Annotated in this window: 14 protein-coding genes; 5 read left to right on the forward strand and 9 right to left on the reverse strand. The window is 54.3% G+C overall.

The window, feature by feature from the left end; all coding sequences use genetic code 11:
• Positions 1 to 155 precede the first annotated feature (155 nt).
• Positions 156 to 3,146 (reverse strand): beta strand repeat-containing protein, encoded by a 2,991-nt coding sequence (locus ACJ8PL_RS03620; protein WP_079449471.1) that lies wholly within the window; start codon positions 3,144 to 3,146, stop codon positions 156 to 158.
• 641 nt (positions 3,147 to 3,787) lie between these two features.
• Here ACJ8PL_RS03620 and ACJ8PL_RS03625 point away from each other — a divergent pair.
• From ACJ8PL_RS03625 to galE, 4 genes are all read left to right on the forward strand, one after another.
• A complete protein-coding gene (locus ACJ8PL_RS03625; RefSeq protein WP_028127960.1) occupies positions 3,788 to 5,560 on the forward strand; it encodes a type I secretion system permease/ATPase in 1,773 nt (590 codons plus the stop codon).
• Between the two features lie 52 nt (positions 5,561 to 5,612).
• The gene (locus tag ACJ8PL_RS03630) at positions 5,613 to 6,944 is read left to right on the forward strand and encodes an HlyD family type I secretion periplasmic adaptor subunit (RefSeq protein ID WP_016928416.1); all 1,332 of its coding nucleotides are present in this window, start codon (positions 5,613 to 5,615) and stop codon (positions 6,942 to 6,944) included.
• 2 nt (positions 6,945 to 6,946) lie between these two features.
• Positions 6,947 to 8,323 (forward strand): TolC family outer membrane protein, encoded by a 1,377-nt coding sequence (locus ACJ8PL_RS03635; protein ID WP_016928415.1) that lies wholly within the window; start codon positions 6,947 to 6,949, stop codon positions 8,321 to 8,323.
• Between the two features lie 457 nt (positions 8,324 to 8,780).
• Positions 8,781 to 9,797, forward strand: coding sequence for a UDP-glucose 4-epimerase GalE (gene galE, locus ACJ8PL_RS03640; RefSeq protein ID WP_028127961.1), 1,017 nt, complete (start codon positions 8,781 to 8,783; stop codon positions 9,795 to 9,797).
• Positions 9,798 to 9,857: 60 nt separating this feature from the next.
• On the opposite strand, the gene ACJ8PL_RS03645 is transcribed toward galE, so the two are convergent.
• The 5 genes from ACJ8PL_RS03645 to ACJ8PL_RS03665 are packed head-to-tail and all read right to left on the reverse strand — an operon-like array spanning position 9,858 to position 15,636.
• Positions 9,858 to 10,997: a glycosyltransferase family 4 protein gene (locus ACJ8PL_RS03645; RefSeq protein WP_028127962.1), complete on the reverse strand. Its 1,140-nt coding sequence runs from the start codon at positions 10,995 to 10,997 to the stop codon at positions 9,858 to 9,860.
• A gap of 30 nt (positions 10,998 to 11,027) precedes the next feature.
• A complete protein-coding gene (locus ACJ8PL_RS03650) occupies positions 11,028 to 12,116 on the reverse strand; it encodes a glycosyltransferase (protein ID WP_049299813.1) in 1,089 nt (362 codons plus the stop codon).
• A gap of 7 nt (positions 12,117 to 12,123) precedes the next feature.
• Entirely contained in the window at positions 12,124 to 13,017 is an 894-nt protein-coding gene (locus ACJ8PL_RS03655) for a glycosyltransferase family 2 protein (RefSeq protein ID WP_161801398.1), read from the reverse strand.
• 50 nt (positions 13,018 to 13,067) lie between these two features.
• Entirely contained in the window at positions 13,068 to 14,339 is a 1,272-nt protein-coding gene (locus ACJ8PL_RS03660) for an oligosaccharide flippase family protein (protein WP_016928410.1), read from the reverse strand.
• Positions 14,320 to 15,636 carry a hypothetical protein gene (locus ACJ8PL_RS03665; protein WP_232036918.1) on the reverse strand — a complete coding sequence of 439 codons (1,317 nt, stop codon included), beginning with the start codon at positions 15,634 to 15,636 and terminating at the stop codon, positions 14,320 to 14,322. The genes ACJ8PL_RS03660 and ACJ8PL_RS03665 overlap by 20 nt, the downstream gene beginning before the upstream one ends.
• A 266-nt stretch (positions 15,637 to 15,902) precedes the next feature.
• Here ACJ8PL_RS03665 and gndA point away from each other — a divergent pair, with 266 nt between their 5' ends.
• Positions 15,903 to 17,309 (forward strand): NADP-dependent phosphogluconate dehydrogenase, encoded by a 1,407-nt coding sequence (gene gndA / locus ACJ8PL_RS03670; RefSeq protein ID WP_004938815.1) that lies wholly within the window; start codon positions 15,903 to 15,905, stop codon positions 17,307 to 17,309.
• Positions 17,310 to 17,383: 74 nt separating this feature from the next.
• Here the strand turns inward: gndA and hisIE are convergent, their stop codons facing one another.
• The 3 genes from hisIE to hisA are packed head-to-tail and all read right to left on the reverse strand — an operon-like array spanning position 17,384 to position 19,493.
• Positions 17,384 to 18,004, reverse strand: coding sequence for a bifunctional phosphoribosyl-AMP cyclohydrolase/phosphoribosyl-ATP diphosphatase HisIE (gene hisIE, locus ACJ8PL_RS03675; RefSeq protein WP_397609462.1), 621 nt, complete (start codon positions 18,002 to 18,004; stop codon positions 17,384 to 17,386).
• On the reverse strand, positions 17,998 to 18,774 hold the full coding sequence (gene hisF, locus ACJ8PL_RS03680; protein WP_016928406.1) for an imidazole glycerol phosphate synthase subunit HisF: 777 nt from the start codon (positions 18,772 to 18,774) through the stop codon (positions 17,998 to 18,000). Before hisF ends, hisIE begins: the two co-directional genes overlap by 7 nt.
• Positions 18,756 to 19,493 (reverse strand): 1-(5-phosphoribosyl)-5-[(5-phosphoribosylamino)methylideneamino]imidazole-4-carboxamide isomerase, encoded by a 738-nt coding sequence (gene hisA / locus ACJ8PL_RS03685; protein WP_016928405.1) that lies wholly within the window; start codon positions 19,491 to 19,493, stop codon positions 18,756 to 18,758. Before hisA ends, hisF begins: the two co-directional genes overlap by 19 nt.

Raw genomic sequence — 19,493 nt, forward strand, 5'->3', positions numbered from 1 at the left:
TTTTATCCAGGATTAAGCGACGCGCTTCTTCATCACTCGCCGACATTGACGCCAATAAAAAGCCAGCCGGCATAGCCGGCTGGCATCAGTACACGTATTGCATTTCCCCTCGCGGCGCTGAATAAAAATCAGCTCGCTCGGTGATGGCGCTACGCTTACGCGTAGTGCAGCGTATCCACCAATTGCTGGTGGTTCTGCCCGGTCAGGTATACCACGGTATCGTTGAGATCCAGCGTATGGTTATCGTTGTTGTCGATAATCACATAAGAGCTGGCAGTATTACCGCCACCGCTGAATACTACGGATGCCACACCCACTTTCGACGTCAGCGAGTTGCTGCTGTCCAGACCGAGAATGCCGCCCAGCAGGCCGATAACGCCGTTGGTCAAACCGCCCACCAGAGTCCCCAACAGCGCATCCAGTGTGTCTGCGGAACGTGTGCCGTAGTCCGCGACCGCCGTGCCGGTGGCGTCATTGGAGATAGTCAGGCCGCCATGGTTAACATCGACAATCTTGTCTTTGAGGCTGCTAAAGTCCTTGATGGTCACACCCGCCTGGGTGTTACTCGCCTTGATGTCATAGGTGTTGGCACCTGCGCCACCGGTCAGCGTGGTGTTGCCAATCACGCCCAGGGTATCGGCAGCACTGGAACCTTCCACGGTCATTTGGTAACCGTTCAGGCCCAACGCCGTCAACACCGGCGCCAACAGGTTGGTGGTAATGACGCTCAGCGGCAGAATGTTCAGCAACTGAATGATGATACCGTCACCGGTACCGCCATGGCTGGAGTCGAGATTCAGACCCGCGGTGTTGGTGGACGCATTGATATCACGCACGTTGCTGAAACCGCTGCCCAGCGTCAGATCCAGCGCGTGGTCACCGGTCACGTTGATGGTCTGAACCTGCGCATTGGTGCCGGCCAAGGACAGAATGTTATCGAAGTTACCGGTACCACCTGAGGCCACGTTCACCGTGCTCAGCGCGGTACCTAACAGGGCGCTGCTGCTGCTGTTGAGGGTGATGGCGCCGGCATTCACGTTGGCAGAGCTCACAGCATCGAAGTTGATGTTGAAGTGATCGGTGGCGTTCTGCACGAAGGTGAAATTCAGCGTACTGGCGGAGGTCGCGTCCCCTTTCACTTCCAGCTGCGCGGCGTTGCCGCCGGCGGCGTTGATGACGTTGACGTTAGCCAGACCGGAGATCACAAATCCTTGCGTGCCCAGATTAGTGGCCGCCGCGTTCTGCGTAATCGTGCCGCCGGTAGTGCCTTCAACCGTAGATGTACCGTTGGTCAGCCCAAAGTCAAAGGTGTTGGTTGGCGTAGTCACGCTGGTGGTGGTCGGTGAACCAATCAGCGGTGTCGTAATCAGCGTACCAACGGACTTGCCGATGTAGCCGGTCAGGTCGATCTTCTCGAAATTCGAGAAGTTATTGGCGTTGCTGGTCACTGTGCTGGTGCGAACGCCCAGGGCGTTCTGGTTGGTCACCACGGTTTTGGTAATGAAGTTGGCGGAGATGGAGTCCGTACCCGCGCCGCCGTCAGCCTTAACCGTGTTGGCCACGCTGTTCGCACCGCCCGAAACCCCGTTCCCAGCCCAGTGCAGGCTGTCGTTGCCGGCGCCAAGGTTAAACTGCGCCGTGCCGGCCGCAATGTTTGCCGCCGATGTGACGACTACGTCATCCGCACCCGAACTGGCATTCAGGATGACGTTGCCGTTATTGACGGTGATATCTACGCCTGGATTAACGCCGTTGTCAGACAGGTTGACCGTTGCTGCGCTGGTGCCGTTAATGGTCAGATTCGCCAGATGGTCGGCGAACTTCAGGTTCACGATGCTGGCGGCATTGGCGTTCAGTTGCACATCCGTCAACACTGCCGTTTCGGCATTGCTAATTTGGTGAGATGCGCCGGTGTTGACGGTGCCCGTCGCGTTGCCGCCGGCGGCCGTTGCCGTCAGAGACGCAGCGGTTTTGTACAGCAGGCTGGTACCGATATCGTATTCGAAGCCATGCTGCTGAGTGACGGTGGCACTGTCAGTGGCGATGGAGTTGCGCAGGTCGTTGATAATGGCCTGCGTGATGGTCGTTTTGCTCCCCAGCGCACCATAGCTGGCTAATTGCGCAGCGGTGGCGGCGGTGCCATGCACCAGGGTAAAGATATGCTGAACAAAATCATCGCCAGTCAATTGAGCGCCTTTCTTTTGCGACTCTGCGGAATTGATCAGGGTAGTGATGACTTGTGCATAAGTCTTACCGGCAAACAGTTCTTTGCTCCAGGTGTCCAGCCCGCTGGCATCGACGCCACGGCCCGGTATTGCCAGGAAGGCGGCTGCGACTTGTTCTTGATAGTTCAGGGCCGGCAGTTCACCCGGTTGCCACACGTGCGTCGCCGCCTGGAAGTGTTGTTGGGCCGTGGTATCGCCGGCGGCAACGGTGCCTTTCAGTGCTGCGATCACTTGAGCGACGACATCGCCGCGAGTCGAACCGCCACTCAGCAAGGCAAGATAGCTGCTGCTTTCGGCCGAGGTCGGTGCGCGTTCATAGCTATTTTGGAAGATGGCATTGATGAAATCGCTATCGCTTAACGTTTTCAGCGGGCTGTTGTTCACGAAGGTTTGTGCGACTGCCGCCAGCGTTTTGCCGCCCTGCGCCAATACGGTTCCCCAGTAGGTAATGCCGTCCTGAGTTTGCGTTAAGCCCACGACATGGAAAACACCCTGGACGTCAGCTGCGCCGGCCGACGATGCGGCGGTTGCGACTGGGAACAGGGTTTTTTCGACTTGGGCTTCGAAATTGCTCTGTGCTGTCAGCAGCGTTGAATCAAAACCGCTGTAGCTGAGTACGTCGTTAATCACCTTGGCGACGACGGACGCCGTGGTGGGGTTGCCCGCTAAAAGATCGGCGAGCACGCTGCTGCTAGGGGCGCTGCCGTTCACTGCGGTGTATATTTTGGTTACGATCTGAGAAGCCGTCAGACCGTTCAGGCTTGCGGTGCCTGCAATGAATTTTTGCGCAACTTGTTCCAGAGAAAGTGCAGAAGTTTCAATTTTCTGCGAGTAGTAATCTAACGCCGCGGTGTCAATATTCTTTCCAGAGATTGCAAGGAAAAAAGCAGCCGCTTTTTGCTGTGCTACTAATGTGGCCATACGTTACCCCTTTGGATGTACCCATTTTCTACGGACATAAGAAAGATGTGACCGGCCCCCCATAGCCGTGCCAGGAAGAGGTTTGGTCAGATTTTTTAGTATTAAATCTTGTAAAAACAACGGCATATAAAAATGACACACTAATGCCAATTGTTGCTTTCACGATTTAATCAAAGGAGCTGATGAGATTTTTGTCAAGGTTATAGGATTTTTTTTATTTTTTTGATTTTTGCTTTTCTATAACCAATTGTGATCTCAATTAATCCTGTGGGTTTGCTGTGTAAAATTAATGTTTTTATGTCTAAGATAATCACCTTTGGCTTTTTAACATTGGGGATTATTAGATTTCTAATGATTTAACTGGCGTGGCATCGGGAATGGCCTCGTTGATGCACGGCGGATGCGATGTGATGCCATATTCGTTTAGCCTTTGCTAACTTTTTGCTTTGTGTTGTTTTTTTTTGTTCTTTTTGGCACATGTTTTTTTCATCTGCCAGCCTTGCTGGAATTCCATATATGTATCTATAGTTAATGAAAAAGCATCTGCAGTCTTGAGCATGTTTGGGGCTTTTTTTGTGAGGTTAATCTCATAAATATCAATGCGGATTGGACTGACAGTGCACATGATGTAAGGGCAGAAAGTGAATCAATTTATACCGCGCAATGAAATTGCGGATGTTATACGGACTCGCAGTAAGGTTTTTTGGACCGTTGGCATATTTACCGCATTTATTAATTTATTAATGCTAGTTCCTTCTATCTATATGCTCCAGGTTTACGACCGGGTGCTTCCTTCGCGTAATGAAATCACGCTGTTGATGCTGACGCTGATCATGTTGGGCATGTTCGGCATGATGTCGCTGTTGGAATACGTGCGCAGCATGGTGGTGATCCGTATCGGCAGTCAGCTGGATATGCGTCTCAACACGCGAGTCTACACTGCGGCCTACGAAGCGAATCTGAAAAACGGTTCTTCCGACGCCGGCCAGATGCTGAGCGACTTGACCAATCTGCGCCAATTCCTCACCGGCAGCGCGCTGTTCGCCTTCTTTGATGCGCCGTGGTTTCCGATCTATCTGTTGGTGATATTCCTGTTTAATCCTTGGTTGGGGCTTTTCGCCCTGGTCGGTGCGCTGTTGCTGATCGCATTGGCGGTGATCAACGAAATGGTGTCGAAAAAGCCGCTGGCGGAGGCCAGCAAGCTGTCGATTATGTCCGGTACGCTGGCCAGCACCAATCTGCGAAATGCCGAAGTGATCGAGGCTTTGGGGATGTTGCCTAACCTGAAACGCCGGTGGTTCGGTCTGCACCAGCGGTTTTTGAACAGTCAGCGCATCGCCAGCGAACGCGCATCGCGGGTCACATCGATCACCAAGTTTGTACGCATGTCGCTGCAATCGCTGGTGCTGGGGCTGGGGGGCTGGCTGGCGATCGATGGGCACATCACGCCCGGTATGATGATCGCCGGCTCCATTCTGATGGGGCGAACGCTGGCTCCGATTGAGCAGGTTATTAACGTCTGGAAGAGCTACAGCGCGGCAAAGCTTTCTTATGGCCGGTTGGTCAAGCTGCTGGAAACGCACCCGCAACGTGGCACCGGTATGTCCTTGCCGCGTCCGGAAGGGGTACTCGCAGTAGAAGGCGTCACCGCCACGCCGCCGGGCTCCAAAGGCGATGCGGTATTGCATAACGTGACTTTTGCCATCCAGCCCGGTGACGTGCTGGGGATCATTGGCCCGAGCGCGTCGGGGAAATCGACGCTGGCGCGTTTGCTGGTCGGCATTTGGCCGGTCAGTGAAGGGATTGTTCGGTTGGATAATGCCGACATCTATCAGTGGAACAAGGATGAATTGGGGCCGTATATCGGCTATCTGCCGCAGGACATTGAGCTGTTTGCCGGGACTATCGCCGAGAATATCGCTCGCTTTAACGATATCGATTCAGAGAAAGTCATTGAAGCCGCTAAGCTGGCCGGTGTGCACGAACTGATCCTGCGTTTCCCTAACGGCTACGATTCGGTGCTCGGCAACGGTGGCGCTGGGTTGTCCGGTGGACAGAAACAGCGTATCGGCCTGGCGCGCGCATTGTACGGCGACCCTTCGCTGGTGGTATTGGATGAGCCTAACTCCAATCTGGATGATGCGGGCGAGAAAGCGTTGAACCAGGCCATTATGTTCCTCAAGCAACGTAATAAAACGGTGGTTCTGATTACCCATCGCACCAATTTGCTGTCGATGACCAGCAAGTTGTTGCTGTTGGTGAATGGCAACGTCAACGCGTTCGGCCCGACTCAACAAGTGCTTCAGGCGTTGGCCAATGCGCAAAAAGCGCAGACGCAACAGCCTCAGCAAGCGGTGAGGGCGGTAAATTCTGAGCCGGATGAAGGCAACATCCCAAAAACGCAAATTAATTAAGCCGTGAATTGCCTGATGGCTTCATTGCCGTCCGCAGTGTAAAGGAGTTGGTATGTCGACGCATATTGGCGAGCCGCAAGACTCGTATATTGAAGAGATCCCGCAGGATGAACGGCGGTTTACCCGGATGGGCTGGCTGGTAGTGGGAATTGGTCTGTTCGGATTTTTGGCCTGGGCAGCGTTCGCGCCTCTGGATAAAGGGGTGGCATCACCGGGATCGGTAACCGTTTCCGGCAACCGCAAAACGGTGCAGGCCCCGGCCAGCGGCATCATCAAGAATATCGCGGTGAAAGATGGCGACAAGGTGAAAGCCGGTGAGGTTCTGGTGCAATTGAGCCAGGTGCAGGCGCAGGCTCAGGTTGATTCGCTGCGCGATCAGTACTACACCACGCTGGCCACCGAAGGGCGTTTACTGGCTGAACGCGATGGTCTGAGCAAGGTCACTTTTTCCCCTGTTTTCACCCAGGTTAAGGATCAGCCGCGCGTGGCCGAAATCATCGCGTTGCAAACGCAGCTGTTCGCCTCTCGCCGCCAGGGGCTGCAAAGTGAAATTGATGGTTATAAGCAGTCGATGGATGGGATCCGCTTCCAGTTGAAAGGCCTGCAGGATTCGCGCGCCAACAAGCAGATCCAACTTTCCAGCCTGCGTGAGCAGATGAACAGCATGAAGCAACTGGCGGCGGACGGTTATTTGCCGCGCAATCGTTATCTGGAAGTCCAGCGCCAGTTCGCTGAGGTGAACAGCAGCATCGATGAAACCATCGGGCGGATTGGTCAATTGCAAAAACAGCTGCAGGAATCTCAGCAGCGCATCGATCAACGCTTCGCCGACTATCAGCGCGAGGTCAGGACGCAACTGGCGCAAACCCAAATGGACGCCAGCGAGTTCCGCAACAAACTGCAAATGGCCGACTTCGATCTGGGCAATACCGCCATCATCTCACCGGTGGATGGCACCGTGGTCGGATTGAATATTTTCACTCAGGGGGGCGTCGTGGGAGCGGGTGACCACCTGATGGACGTTGTGCCCAGCCAGGCGACGCTGGTGGTGGATTCTCGCCTGAAAGTCGATTTGATCGACAAGGTGTACAACGGGTTGCCGGTGGATCTGATGTTTACCGCCTTCAACCAAAACAAAACCCCGAAAATTCCGGGGACGGTCACGTTGGTTTCCGCCGACCGCCTGGTCGACAAATCCAATGGAGAACCTTACTACCAGATGCAGGTCACGGTCTCGCCGGAGGGCATGAAGATGCTCAGTGGCGAGGACATCAAGCCGGGGATGCCGGTCGAGGTGTTCGTGAAAACGGGCTCGCGCTCGCTGCTGAGCTATCTGTTTAAACCTATTTTGGATCGCGCTCATACTTCATTAACCGAGGAATAATTTTGATTCAATCAAAACGACAGGCTGCCGGTCTGGTTATCGGCACCCTTTTGTTTGCGATATCTGCGCCGGTTTATTCGATAGGGATTTTAGACGCATATTCGCTGGCATTAGAAAAGGACCCGACCTTCCGGGCGGCTATAAAAGAGAAAGAAGCGGGAGATGAGAACGAAAACATCGGTAGGGCGGGGCTGCTGCCGAAGGTGTCGTTGAACTATCAGAATTCACCGCGCAATTGGCAGACGCAAAAATATCCGCAGAGCGACTTTTTCGGCAATGTTTCGGAGGTCACCCGGCGGCAGCAATATCGCAGTTATTCCAGTTCGATCACGCTGACGCAGCCGCTGTTCGACTATGAAGCGTACGCGCGCTACAAAGCCGGCGTGGCGCAGACGATGATGTCGGACGAGCGCTATCGCGGCAAATTGCTGGATCTTGCGGTTAGGGTGATTAATGCCTATGTCGAAGTGGCCTATTCCAAGGATCAAATCGCGTTGGCCGAAGCGCAAAAGGCGGCTTACAAGGAACAGTTGACCTTGAACGATCGCCTGATGAGCGCCGGTGAAGGCACCATTACCGACGTATCGGAAACCCAGGCGCGCTACAGCCTGGCCGAAGCGCAGGTAATCGAAGCGCGCGATGCGCTGGACGCCGCCCAGCGCGAATTGGAAGTGATTATCGGCATGCCGCTGAACCAACTGGATGAATTGCAGGTTTTGCGTCCGGGCAAGTTTAAGGTGGCGCCGCTGATCCCGTCCAAGTTCGAAGAGTGGCAAAAGATCGCGCTGGAGAACAACCCGGTGTTGGCCGCGTCGCGTCATGGCGTGGACGCCGCCAAGTATGATGTCGAAAGGAATCGTGCGGGCTTTATGCCTCAGGTTCAGCTGTATGCTTCGCATTCGGAAAACGACTCCAGCAGCGATAATACGGTTAACCAGAAATACCGTACCGACAGCATCGGCGTGCAGGTCAGCATGCCTATTTATTCCGGCGGCGGCGTTTCGGCGTCGACCCGGCAGGCGGCGGCGCGCTATGGCCAGGCGATGTATGAAATGGATGCACAGACGGGCACCACGCTCAACGATCTGCGCAAGCAATACAATTTGTGCATCAGCAGCCGCGCCAAGGTGGCGGCCTATGAGTTGGCGGTACAATCGGCTACGACACAGGTGACGGCGACTCGGCAGAGCGTACTGGCCGGGCAACGCGTCAACGTCGATGTGCTCAACGCCGAACAGCAGCTCTATAGCGCCCAGCGCGATCTGGCTTCCGCCAAGTACGCCTACATCAAATCATGGATCACCTTGCTGAGCGATTCCGGTACGTTGGATGAAAAAGATGTTATGCGGGTCGCGCAGTATTTTGCCCGCAGTCGCTAGTCCGGTTTTGCGATGAGGCGAGTATTTATCTGAAAGGGAGCAGCGTTAAGCTGCTCTTTTTGTTTTGTTGCGTTATGTTATCGGTCGGTGGCCGCAGGCCTGATTTTCGTTCGTTTGCCAGAGGGGCGATGGCACTGTATCAACCGGTTGTATTCAATCGCTGCCTCCGGCGCAGTTAAGCTGTGTGATAACGCAGAGAGCGCGGCGTGCTAGCGGTTTTAATCCGTGTTTTTCAGCACGCAGTGATGGCTGAGTTCGGCCTGAACGGCTCTCAGGTGCCAGAGTCATGACGCGACGAGAGAGAGCGACCGTTGCCGTTTATGGTGCTTTACGGTCGATGAGCCGTAAACCTTTGATGATCGAAAAGGATGCGTGATTCTACGTTTTATTTAAAATAAGCCTATGGCTTTAGACGGCTGTTTTTCTTGAGCGCGTTGGGCGCGAGTGAGGGGTTTGTATGGCGGTTTTAGTTACTGGCGGAGCCGGCTACATCGGTTCACATACAGTTTTGATGCTGTTGGAGCGCGGTGAAGAGGTGGTGGTATTGGATAATCTGTCGAACTCGTCAGCGGAGTCTTTACACCGCGTAGAGAAACTGACGGGAAAAGCCGCCGTGTTTTACCAAGGTGATGTTCAGGATGCGGAATGCTTGCATCGCATCTTTGAAGCGCACTCGATTACCGGCGTGATCCACTTCGCCGGTCTTAAGGCAGTAGGGGAATCTACGCGTAAGCCGCTGGAATACTACCAGAATAATGTCACCGGAACGTTGGTGTTACTGGAGGCTATGCGTCGCGCCGGCGTGTATGCGTTTATCTTTAGTTCGTCCGCTACCGTTTATGGTGCCCATTCACCGGTGCCTTATGTCGAGACGACACCGATCGGCGGCACGACAAGCCCTTATGGCACGTCGAAGCTGATGGTGGAGCAGATCCTGCAAGATGTCGCCAAGGCTGAGCCGCAATTTTCGATTATTGCCTTGCGCTACTTTAATCCGGTAGGCGCCCATGAGTCGGGGTTGATCGGTGAGGATCCTAACGGTATTCCCAATAACCTGTTGCCCTACATCTCGCAGGTGGCCATCGGCAAACTGGAAAAGCTGGGTATTTTCGGCGGGGATTATCCGACGACCGATGGGACGGGAGAGCGCGACTACATCCATGTCATGGATCTGGCCGAAGGCCACCTGAAAGCGATGGATCATCTGCCGAAGCTCCGCGGATTTAAGGCCTATAACCTTGGGGCTGGTGTAGGGCACTCGGTACTGGCGATGGTGCAGGCATTCGAAAAAGCGTCGGGGGTCACGATCCCTTACCAAATATTACCGCGTCGCGAAGGCGATCTGCCTGCCTTCTGGGCGAACGCCGATCTGGCTTATCAGGAGCTGGGGTGGAAAGTGAGTCGGGGTATCGATGACATGATGCGCGATACCTGGAACTGGCAGAAGAAAAACCCTAAAGGGTACCGTGACTGATTGTCTTCGGTATCACGACCTGAATGATGCCGACCGGCATCATTCAGGTTTGGCTTGACATCACCGAGTTTGAGGAATCTCCAGCAATTCCAATAGGCGATTATTGACTTTGTCTGCGTCAAATCTTTCTTGGGCCAATTGATAACTGGCAAGTCCCATATCCGTTATCTTTTGTGGGTTTTCGATCAATTCGCACATCTTTTCCGCTAGCTCAGCATGTGACCAGCGTTTGACTAAATAACCGTTAACGCCTTGAACTACTGTTTCCCGACAACCCGGCACATCCGTGCTTAAAACGGCACGTCCCATGGCCATTGCTTCCTGAGTACTACGCGGGATCCCTTCGCGATAGTAGGAAGGTAAAACGAAAACGCTGGACTTCGCAATCCATTCCGCCACGTTTGAAACATGGCCTGGAGCGATGATGATATCGTCTTCAATTAAATTATTCAGGCATTTTACTGTTAAGCTACCTGGGTTTTGCGTATCTATCGCGCCTAACATATAGAAGCGAGTTTCTGGGTATTTAGCTTTAACTATTTTTGCGGCGGCGACGTATTCGTGAACCCCTTTTTCGGCCAACAAACGGGCGATAAAGATGAAGGAAACGGGGGACGTCGGAGGGGGCGTGAAAGGATAGTCAGCCAGATTCAAACCGATACCGCCTAAGACATGTGCCTGCTTGACGTTGATTTTGCAGTTAACCAGCAGATCATGACGATCGTCAGGATTCAGAAGAATGAGCGCATCAAGGCTTGGGAAGATACAACGGTAGAGCATGACCTGAATCTTTTTTAAAAGCCTTACTTTCCTGCTCACACCTTGCGGCTGTTCAGTAAATAGGTAGCCCAAGCCTTCCAGCATCGCGTAACGTTTTTTAACGCCCGCCATGACTGCCGCCAAAGTGCCAAAGATGCTGGGTTTAGAAAAGTAGGAAAAAACCAGGTCGGGAGCTAAACGCTTTAACTGTTTGCTAAGCGCATAGGTATCCAGGAAATCTTTTAGCGGATTGAGGCCTGTCCGGCTGAATTTATAGTCAACCGGTATCGCTCCCAGATTTGTAACCTGCATGCGGGTGTTGTCATCATAATCCAGAGCCAGGGCGTAAACCGTATGCCCCTGCTGGTGCAATGACTTTATCAGATCGGCTCTAAAGCCAACCACACAATTTGCTGCTGTACCTATTAGTGCTATTTTCATAAAAACCTTATCAATATACCGCCAAAGCCATTAATTATTGTTTTTTAGCTCTGTATAAATACATTCCCACTGTGTAACTATTTCATCTAAAGCGTATTTTTCTTTGACACGACGTCGAGCATGCTGACCTAAATGTCGTCTATCTTGCAAGGACATCCTTTCTATCGAAGCCATGGCATTGGCGAGCGCTTCAGGGTCTTTGATCGGAACCAGCAAACCATTCTCGCCCGTATTGCCGATGATTTCTCCGGGGCCGCCGCTATTGGTGACGACGACAGGAAGTTCAGAAGCCATCGCTTCAGCGACGACCAAGCCATATCCTTCCCATTCCGATGACAAGACAAAACCATCGACCTGGCGATACAGTTGCTCAATATCATTACGAACGCCAAGAAATTCAATGCGTTTTTCCAATCCAGCCTGCTCAACCTGTCGTTGTAAAGTTTCAAACAATGGGCCTTGGCCGGCGATCAGTAGTTGGCTGTCTGAGAGTTTGCCAAAGGCCGCAATCAGCGTCGGGTAATCTTTCTGTTCGACCAGACGCCCGACGGCCAACCAGCGGAAAGGGCGCTCTAAAGAGGCGCTGTGTTCTTTCCCTGGGCTGAACTTGGCAGTATCAATTCCATTGGGAATGGTACGAGTATTGCGTGCCTTGAAAACGCGTTCGCCAATAAACCGGCGTGTGGCCGCTTCGCTGATCGTTGTGTTCAACTGGCTGAGCGGGTTGGTCAGGCGATATGCCCAATCGCGAATTTTTCCGCCTTCATGAGTGTTGTGCGCCGTGCAAACTAATTTCAAAGAAGGCGTGAACAACCGCACCAGGCGAGCCAACAGGTTCGCGTGCACCATATGGCTGTGTACGACATCCGGCCGATTGCGCAACAGTTCCTTGCGCAAGCGGAGCAGTGCGAGCGGCAAGTCTTTACCTGAACGCATGCCCAGATCGTGGAGTGGGACGCCGGCGGTGGCCAATCGATCGACAAATACTGCAGATGTCGGTGGTATCAATGAGATCAGGCGCACTTGATGGCCGCGCTCGGCCAATTTCTCGAGCAGCGTGACAACTTGATATTCGGCGCCGCCGATCTCAAGACCGGTGATCACGTAGTCTATACGCATCGCTGTTTTACCCTTGGCGCTGACGATAAGAAATGAATAACTTCTTGATCAGAGAATGCGGTAACCAACTGATCGTCCATAAAGCCATTTTTAACTTGTCGCCGAGCGGAGCATTTTTTAACGATTGGCGTGCCGTCGCACACTGTCGGTTAAGCAAGCTATAGGTAATATGCGCCAAACGTATCCGGCGAAACTCCTCGGGATGATCGCGCTGCAGCCGCTCGCCGAAATCGGCCAGCGCCATTTCAGCCAGTTGCTGGTGGTAGGCGGCCTTGCTGATTTGCGATGAAAAATGCGTCAAGCGCACTGTGGCATCGTTGGAAACCCGCACCAACGGCCGATCATACGAAGGAATACCGAATTTCTCCGCAACTTTCCACCACAGCAGGTGTTCGCCACCGGCGCGATTTTCAGGATAGCGTAAGCCGGTGCCTAAAAATTGTTCACGATCAAAAACGGGCGTGAAATCGCCGGTAATGGTTTTGTTCACGTAGTCATCGAAAGTGATCAGACGAAATTCTTCTTTCTGATTTTTCTTGCTGACGGCAAATTGATACACCGGATACATCGACGTTTCAGGTTCGGGTAGACGTGCGGCCAAATACTCAGCTGTACCGGGTTCGAGCGTATCGTCATCGTCAAGCATCAAGACCCAGGGGGAGCTAGCCAACGCTAAGCCTTGCATGCGAGCGGGACCAGGGCCGCCGTTGACGGGCATGCGATGAAAGATCAGGTCGTCTATAGCAAGTTCCGGCTGCGCTGTCGTGGACGCGTCGTCAACCACTATGATTTGTATCTTGTTGTGCCTACTCCTTTCGGTCACAACGGAATCCACTGCGCGCGCGAGCAGATCTGGGCGGTTATAGGTAGTTATAACCACGCTTAGGGCAAAGTTACTCAAACTGGCTTCCTTCACAATCGAGAATAAAGCAATGACTCATGACTATCCTGTTACTGTCGGTGCCGCAATCGGGCAAGTGTAGGTGTTTGTGGCGCGACACCTGACGGTTTTCGACAGAATAAAAAAAGCAATAAGGAAAACATGGTTATCTCTGCAACCAAGAAGGCGATAGTCATGCCTAATCCGCCTAATGTGGGAACCAGGAGGAAGGCAAGCAGGCAGATTATCGCTATATTGATCATCATGACCCGGCTGGCAACTTGCTCTTTACCGCCAGGAATAAACCACAATATGGCCAACGCCATGCTGCAAATGCGTAAAGGGACAACCCATACCAAAATGCTTAATAGCTCAATGGCATCCTGATAGCCGGGGCCGAAGATGGTATTCACCAGCCAACCGGCTAGCCAAACGGTCAGCAGAGCGAAGGCGATCGTTACGGTGAACAACGCTCCCAGCGCGAGGGTAACAACCCGTTTTGCGGTATGCGTCGAGTCGGATTGCAGTCTGACCAGATGGGGAAACGCAGCATTCAGAACGGGGGCAGCTAAACCGCTCGCAGCTCGAACCAGTTTTTCGGCGGGCACAAAGGCGCCAACCGTACGAGCTCCGCCCAATAATCCCAGTAGTGTAGACGCGATCGACCCCATGATGCTTTGAGCCCCTTTGTATAAAAAGAGTTCCCAGCTTTCACGCAGAACGGTAACGGCACCGCGAAAGCTGATGCGACCTAAACCAGTGGAGCGCATCATCAGCAAGGTTGGAAGTAGGGTATTAATGATGCCCACAGTGGCTTGAATCATGAGTACACGTTGAGCGTGTTGTGGTGAGGACACCAGCAAAATGGTAAATAAAAGCCCCGTGCTGCGTAAGCCTAAATCCAGTAATGCCGGCAAAACCAGTTTTTCGATCCCGACGTAGTACCATAGTGGTGTAAAACCGAACGCCAGAATGAATAGCGATATCCACACGAACCAATGATGAGGGATCGTCGTGGCACCGGAGCCTGTCAGGATCAGGACGGCTACGGCGACACCAACGGCCATACTGAGCAGCAGTTTGGCAAACAACACATTGCTTACCAACTGAGCCAGCTGTTGCTTGTTTTCTCTGATCTTGACAACGGCACGTGCGGCGCTGAAATTGAAGCCGAATTCAACAAATACCGAGGCTGTCAGAGCGATGCCTAGCGCATAAAGCACTTGCCCGTAGTTTTGTTGGCCTAGAGCGCGAGCCAGTACGGGCAATTCGATAAGCGGAATGAACAACCCGCCTATTTGTGCCAGCATTAACCAAAAGGTATTAGTCGCGACGCGGGACATGGCATATCACAATAGAAATTGCGGTTAAAACGATGGCCCATTCGGTTAACTCATTGCTGAGGGGGTGGAAACATCCCATGAACAAGAACAGAGCCAGCACCGATAAGGGACTCAACATAGACTCGAAGCGTTCGACAAAAAGCTCCCGCTTTTCGAAGACGAATTTCAGACCGTAATAGAGAGGAGTCAAAATAAACAGCAGGTAGCCGATGAACGATAAAACGCCCTCATCAGCCAATAACTGAAGATAGGTCATGTGAATCACGCTGTCGGCGCCAAAATCATCGACCCGAGTGCTGCCAAAACCGCCTCCCCAAGGGAATTTATCTACGGTTTGCTGCCACCCGGTGTGCAGCATTTGCAAACGTATACTGTTGTCGCCTTTGACCAAACGGTCTGCCGTCGTTTCTTTTGGCGCGGCCAAAGTTTCTTCGAGAGTATGACTAATACTGAGGTTGGCCGTATCGGCATGATTGCTCGTGCGCTTCTCCATCAATTGAACAAGCAGTTTGTCATAATCTCCTGAAACCCAGCCCAAGAGTACGGGCTGAATAAGTGAGAACGACAGCAAGGTCACGACTATCAGGCTAAAATGACCGCGCACAGGCTGGGTTTGCACGCGAGCAAAGAAGGCAATGATTGCCAAGGCTCCCCATACTAACGCCAGCCACAGCATAGAGGTACGGCTACCGTCAAGCGCCATGACCAGCACTGCGCCGAATGCTAACAGCACATTGATAAAATTGGTTTTTTTTAAGCAGCGCCAAACAGCAAAAGGCCATACAAAGGCGCCGATTTTCCAAATGACACCGGGCCAACTGGCGAGCCACCCCATGCGTCCATCGCCTAAAATCACCATCGCGTCAAGTTGGCGGAAGAGCGCCAAAAGTATCAGCGGCACCAATGAAATGACGAGTGTGATGCTAAGCGCTTTTTCAAGCAAAGCGGATGAGAGCGGGGAAATTAGCAACAGGCAGAGAAGTGCAAACATGAAAGCGACGTATTTCGCCAACGTATACAGCCCTGTGCCGTGATTCATCACCGCCGCTATAGCTATGCCTGCCATAAACAGCAGCCAGCCTATCATCATGGGCTTGTAGTTGCGCAGGTTGCGCAGTCGTGCGCGAACCGTTTGCGCCGGCGAAAGAGGTGAGGCCATCAATGAGGTGGCAGCCGCAGCGGACAGCAACATCAACTGGATGAGCCAATTAAAATTGCCGCCAATATAAATCTTAATCGTTCCCAACATTGAGAACACGATGAAAATAATAGAGAAAATGCAGGAAAGTACGCGCACTTTTGACCCCAACTGTGATTTAACTGCGAGATTGTACAGGATCCGTGCTCGTCATCAATAAACCTTCACCTTTAACACGCAATCTTCCTGCATTTTTTTAGTGACTTCAGTCGCTGTGCTTGACTGTTTTAGCAGCATTCTTTGTCAACCGTCTATCGCACCAATCACTACCCACACGAGGCAATCCTGAGTTAACATGTGTGCCACATCACAAAACCTGCTGGCCGACGTTGCCTGCAGGGTCATCCTCAGACAGGAGTTCCTAAATGTCCAAGCAACAAATCGGCGTTGTCGGCATGGCGGTAATGGGCCGCAACCTCGCGCTGAACATCGAGAGCCGTGGTTACACCGTTTCCATTTTCAACCGTTCTGGCGACAAAACTGACGAAGTGATCGCTGAGAACCCGGGCAAAAACCTGGCGCCGTATTACACCGTTGAAGAGTTTGTCGAATCGCTGGAAAAACCGCGCCGCATCCTGCTGATGGTGAAAGCGGGCGAAGCAACGGATAAAACCATTGCCTCGCTGACTCCGCACCTGGACAAGGGCGATATCTTGATCGACGGCGGCAACACCTACTATCAGGACACCATCCGCCGTAACCGCGAACTGTCCGACCAGGGCTTCAATTTCATCGGTACCGGCGTTTCCGGCGGTGAAGAGGGCGCGCTGAAAGGGCCTTCCATCATGCCTGGCGGCCAGAAAGAAGCTTACGAGCTGGTGGCGCCGATCCTGGAGAAAATCGCTGCGGTTGCGGAAGGCGAGCCTTGCGTGACCTACATTGGCGCAGACGGTGCCGGCCACTATGTGAAGATGGTGCACAACGGCATCGAATACGGCGACATGCAGCTGATTGCCGAAGCCTATTCTCTGCTGAAACAGGCGCTGAATCTGAGCAACGAGCAGCTGGCCGAAACCTTCGCCGAGTGGAACAAGGGCGAACTGAACAGCTACCTGATCGACATCACCAAAGACATCTTCACCAAGAAAGACGAAGAGGGTAAATACCTGGTCGATGTGATCCTGGACGAAGCTGCCAACAAAGGCACCGGCAAGTGGACCAGCCAGAGCTCGCTGGATCTGGGCGAACCGCTGTCGCTGATCACCGAATCGGTGTTCGCGCGCTACCTGTCCTCGCTGAAAGATCAGCGCGTTGCCGCGTCTAAAGTGCTGACCGGCCCGAAAGTGGCGCCGTTCACCGGCGACAAAGCTGAATTCATCGAGAAAGTGCGTCGCGCGCTGTATCTGGGCAAGATCGTGTCCTACGCGCAGGGCTTCTCTCAGCTGAAAGCCGCGTCTAAAGAAAACAACTGGGATCTGCACTACGGCGAAATCGCCAAGATCTTCCGCGCCGGCTGCATCATCCGCGCCCAGTTCCTGCAGAAGATCACCGACGCTTACGCGGCGGACGCCGATATCGCCAACCTGCTGCTGGCGCCATACTTCAAGCAAATCGCCGACGAGTACCAGCAGGCGCTGCGTGACGTGGTGGCTTACGCCGTGCAGAACGGCATTCCTACGCCAACCTTCTCCGCCGCGATCGCCTACTACGACAGCTACCGTTCTGCGGTGCTGCCGGCGAACCTGATTCAGGCGCAGCGCGACTACTTTGGTGCGCACACCTATAAACGTATCGACAAGGAAGGCGTGTTCCATACCGAATGGATGGAATAATCCCGCCCGTTGAGCGATAAAAAAAGCCGCCGAGGTTAACGCCCGGCGGCTTTTTTATTGCGCGTGATTTAACGTCACGCTTTTTTCTGATGCCTTTCGCGCAGCCGGCCGATCACCGCGCTCATATCCAAATCCTGGTCCTGCAGCAGCACCAGCAGGTGATAGATCAGGTCCGAAGCTTCGTTGGTCAGCTCTTCGCGATCGTTGACCGTGGCGGCCAGCGCGGTTTCCACGCCTTCCTCCCCGACCTTCTGCGCGATGCGCTTGGTGCCGCTGGCGTACAGGCTGGCGGTGTACGAGCTGTCCGGGCTGGCGTGCTTGCGCTCCGCCAACAGCTGTTCCAACTGATAGAGGAACGTCCAGTCGCTGGCGGCCGGGTGGAAGCAGCTGCTGTTGCCGAGGTGGCAGGTCGGGCCGATCGGGGTGGCCAATATCAGCAGCGTGTCGTTATCGCAGTCCGGCGTGATGCTGGCCACCTTGAGGAAGTGGCCGGAGCTTTCACCCTTGGTCCACAGGCGCTGCTTGGTGCGCGAGAAGAAGGTGACGTTGCCGCTTTGCTCGGTGGTCGCCAGCGCTTCCGGCGTCATGTAACCCAGCATCAGCACTTCGCCGGAAACGGCGTGCTGAACGATGGCCGGCATCAGGCCGTCGGTTTTTTCCCAGTCCAGCTGGTTTCTCTGTTGTTCTGTCAGCACACGCGAATCTCCACGCCTTGTTCGACCAGGAACCTTTTCAGTTCGCCGATATTGATGATTTGTTTGTGGAACACCGATGCCGCCAGCGCGCCGTCGACGTCCGCATCGCGGAACGCTTCCAGGAAGTGCGCCATGGTGCCCGCGCCGCCGGAGGCGATCAGCGGCACCTTGCAGGCCTCGCGCACCCGGCGCAGCTGCTGCAGATCGTAACCGTTGCGCACGCCGTCCTGGTTCATCATGTTCAGCACGATCTCACCGGCGCCGCGGCGCTGCACTTCCTGCACCCAGTCGAGGGTTTCCCACTGGGTGATTCGGGTGCGGCTCTCGTCGCCGGTATATTGGTTGACATGATACTTGCCGGTTTCACTGTCGAACCAGGTGTCGATGCCCACCACGATGCACTGCACGCCAAAGCGTTCAGCCAGGCGGCTAATCAGCTCAGGATCGGCCAGCGCCGGCGAGTTGATCGAAATCTTGTCGGCGCCGAAAGACAGGATCTGGCTGGCGTCCTCGGCGCTTTTAATGCCGCCGGCGACGCAGAACGGAATATCAATCACCTCCGCCACGCGCGACACCCAGCTTTTGTCCACCACCCGGCCATCGCTCGAGGCGGTGATATCGTAAAACACCAGCTCGTCCGCGCCTTCTTGCGCATAGCGCTGCGCCAGCGGCACGATGTCGCCGATGATTTCGTGGTTGCGGAACTGCACGCCTTTCACCACTTGCCCGTCTTTAACATCCAGGCACGGGATTATCCGTTTTGCCAGCATGCGATCGCCTCCTCAACGCTAAATTTACCTTCCAGCAGGGCGCGCCCCACGATCACGCCGGCAACGCCGCTGCCGCGCAGCTGGGCGATGTCGTCCAGATTGCCGATGCCGCCCGAGGCCTGGAAGGCCACCTGCGGATAACGGCGGCTGATCGCCTGATACAGCGCCACGTTGGAACCGGCCAGCGTGCCGTCGCGCGAAATATCGGTGCACAGCACGTGCTTGAGCCCGTAGGGCAGGAACTGCTCCACCACCTGTTCCAGCGTGGCGTCGGAATCTTCCTGCCAGCCGCTGATGGCCACGCGTTTTACGCCCTGTGCGTCGATGCGCACGTCCAGCGCCAGCACCAGCGCGTCGGCGCCGTAGCGCTCGAACCAGCTCTGCACCAACTGCGGCTGTTTCACCGCGGTGGAGCCGATCACCACGCGCGTGGCGCCGGCCTCCAGCAGGGCGCTGACGTCTTGTTCGTTGCGGATGCCGCCGCCGACCTGCACCGGCACGTCAACCCCCGCCAGCAGCTTGCGCAGCAGCGGGATCTGGCGCGCCGCCGGATCCTTGGCGCCGGTCAGATCGACCAGATGCAGCACCTGCGCGCCCTGTTGTTGATAGTCCTGCAGACGCAGCAGCGGATCGTTGCCGTAGTCGCGCTGCTGGCCGTAATCGCCCTGATGCAAACGCACCACGTTGCCGTCGATCAAATCCAAAGCCGGAATAATCAT

The organism is Serratia sp. CY83965, from assembly GCF_052166375.1.
Classification (GTDB): domain Bacteria; phylum Pseudomonadota; class Gammaproteobacteria; order Enterobacterales; family Enterobacteriaceae; genus Serratia; species Serratia marcescens.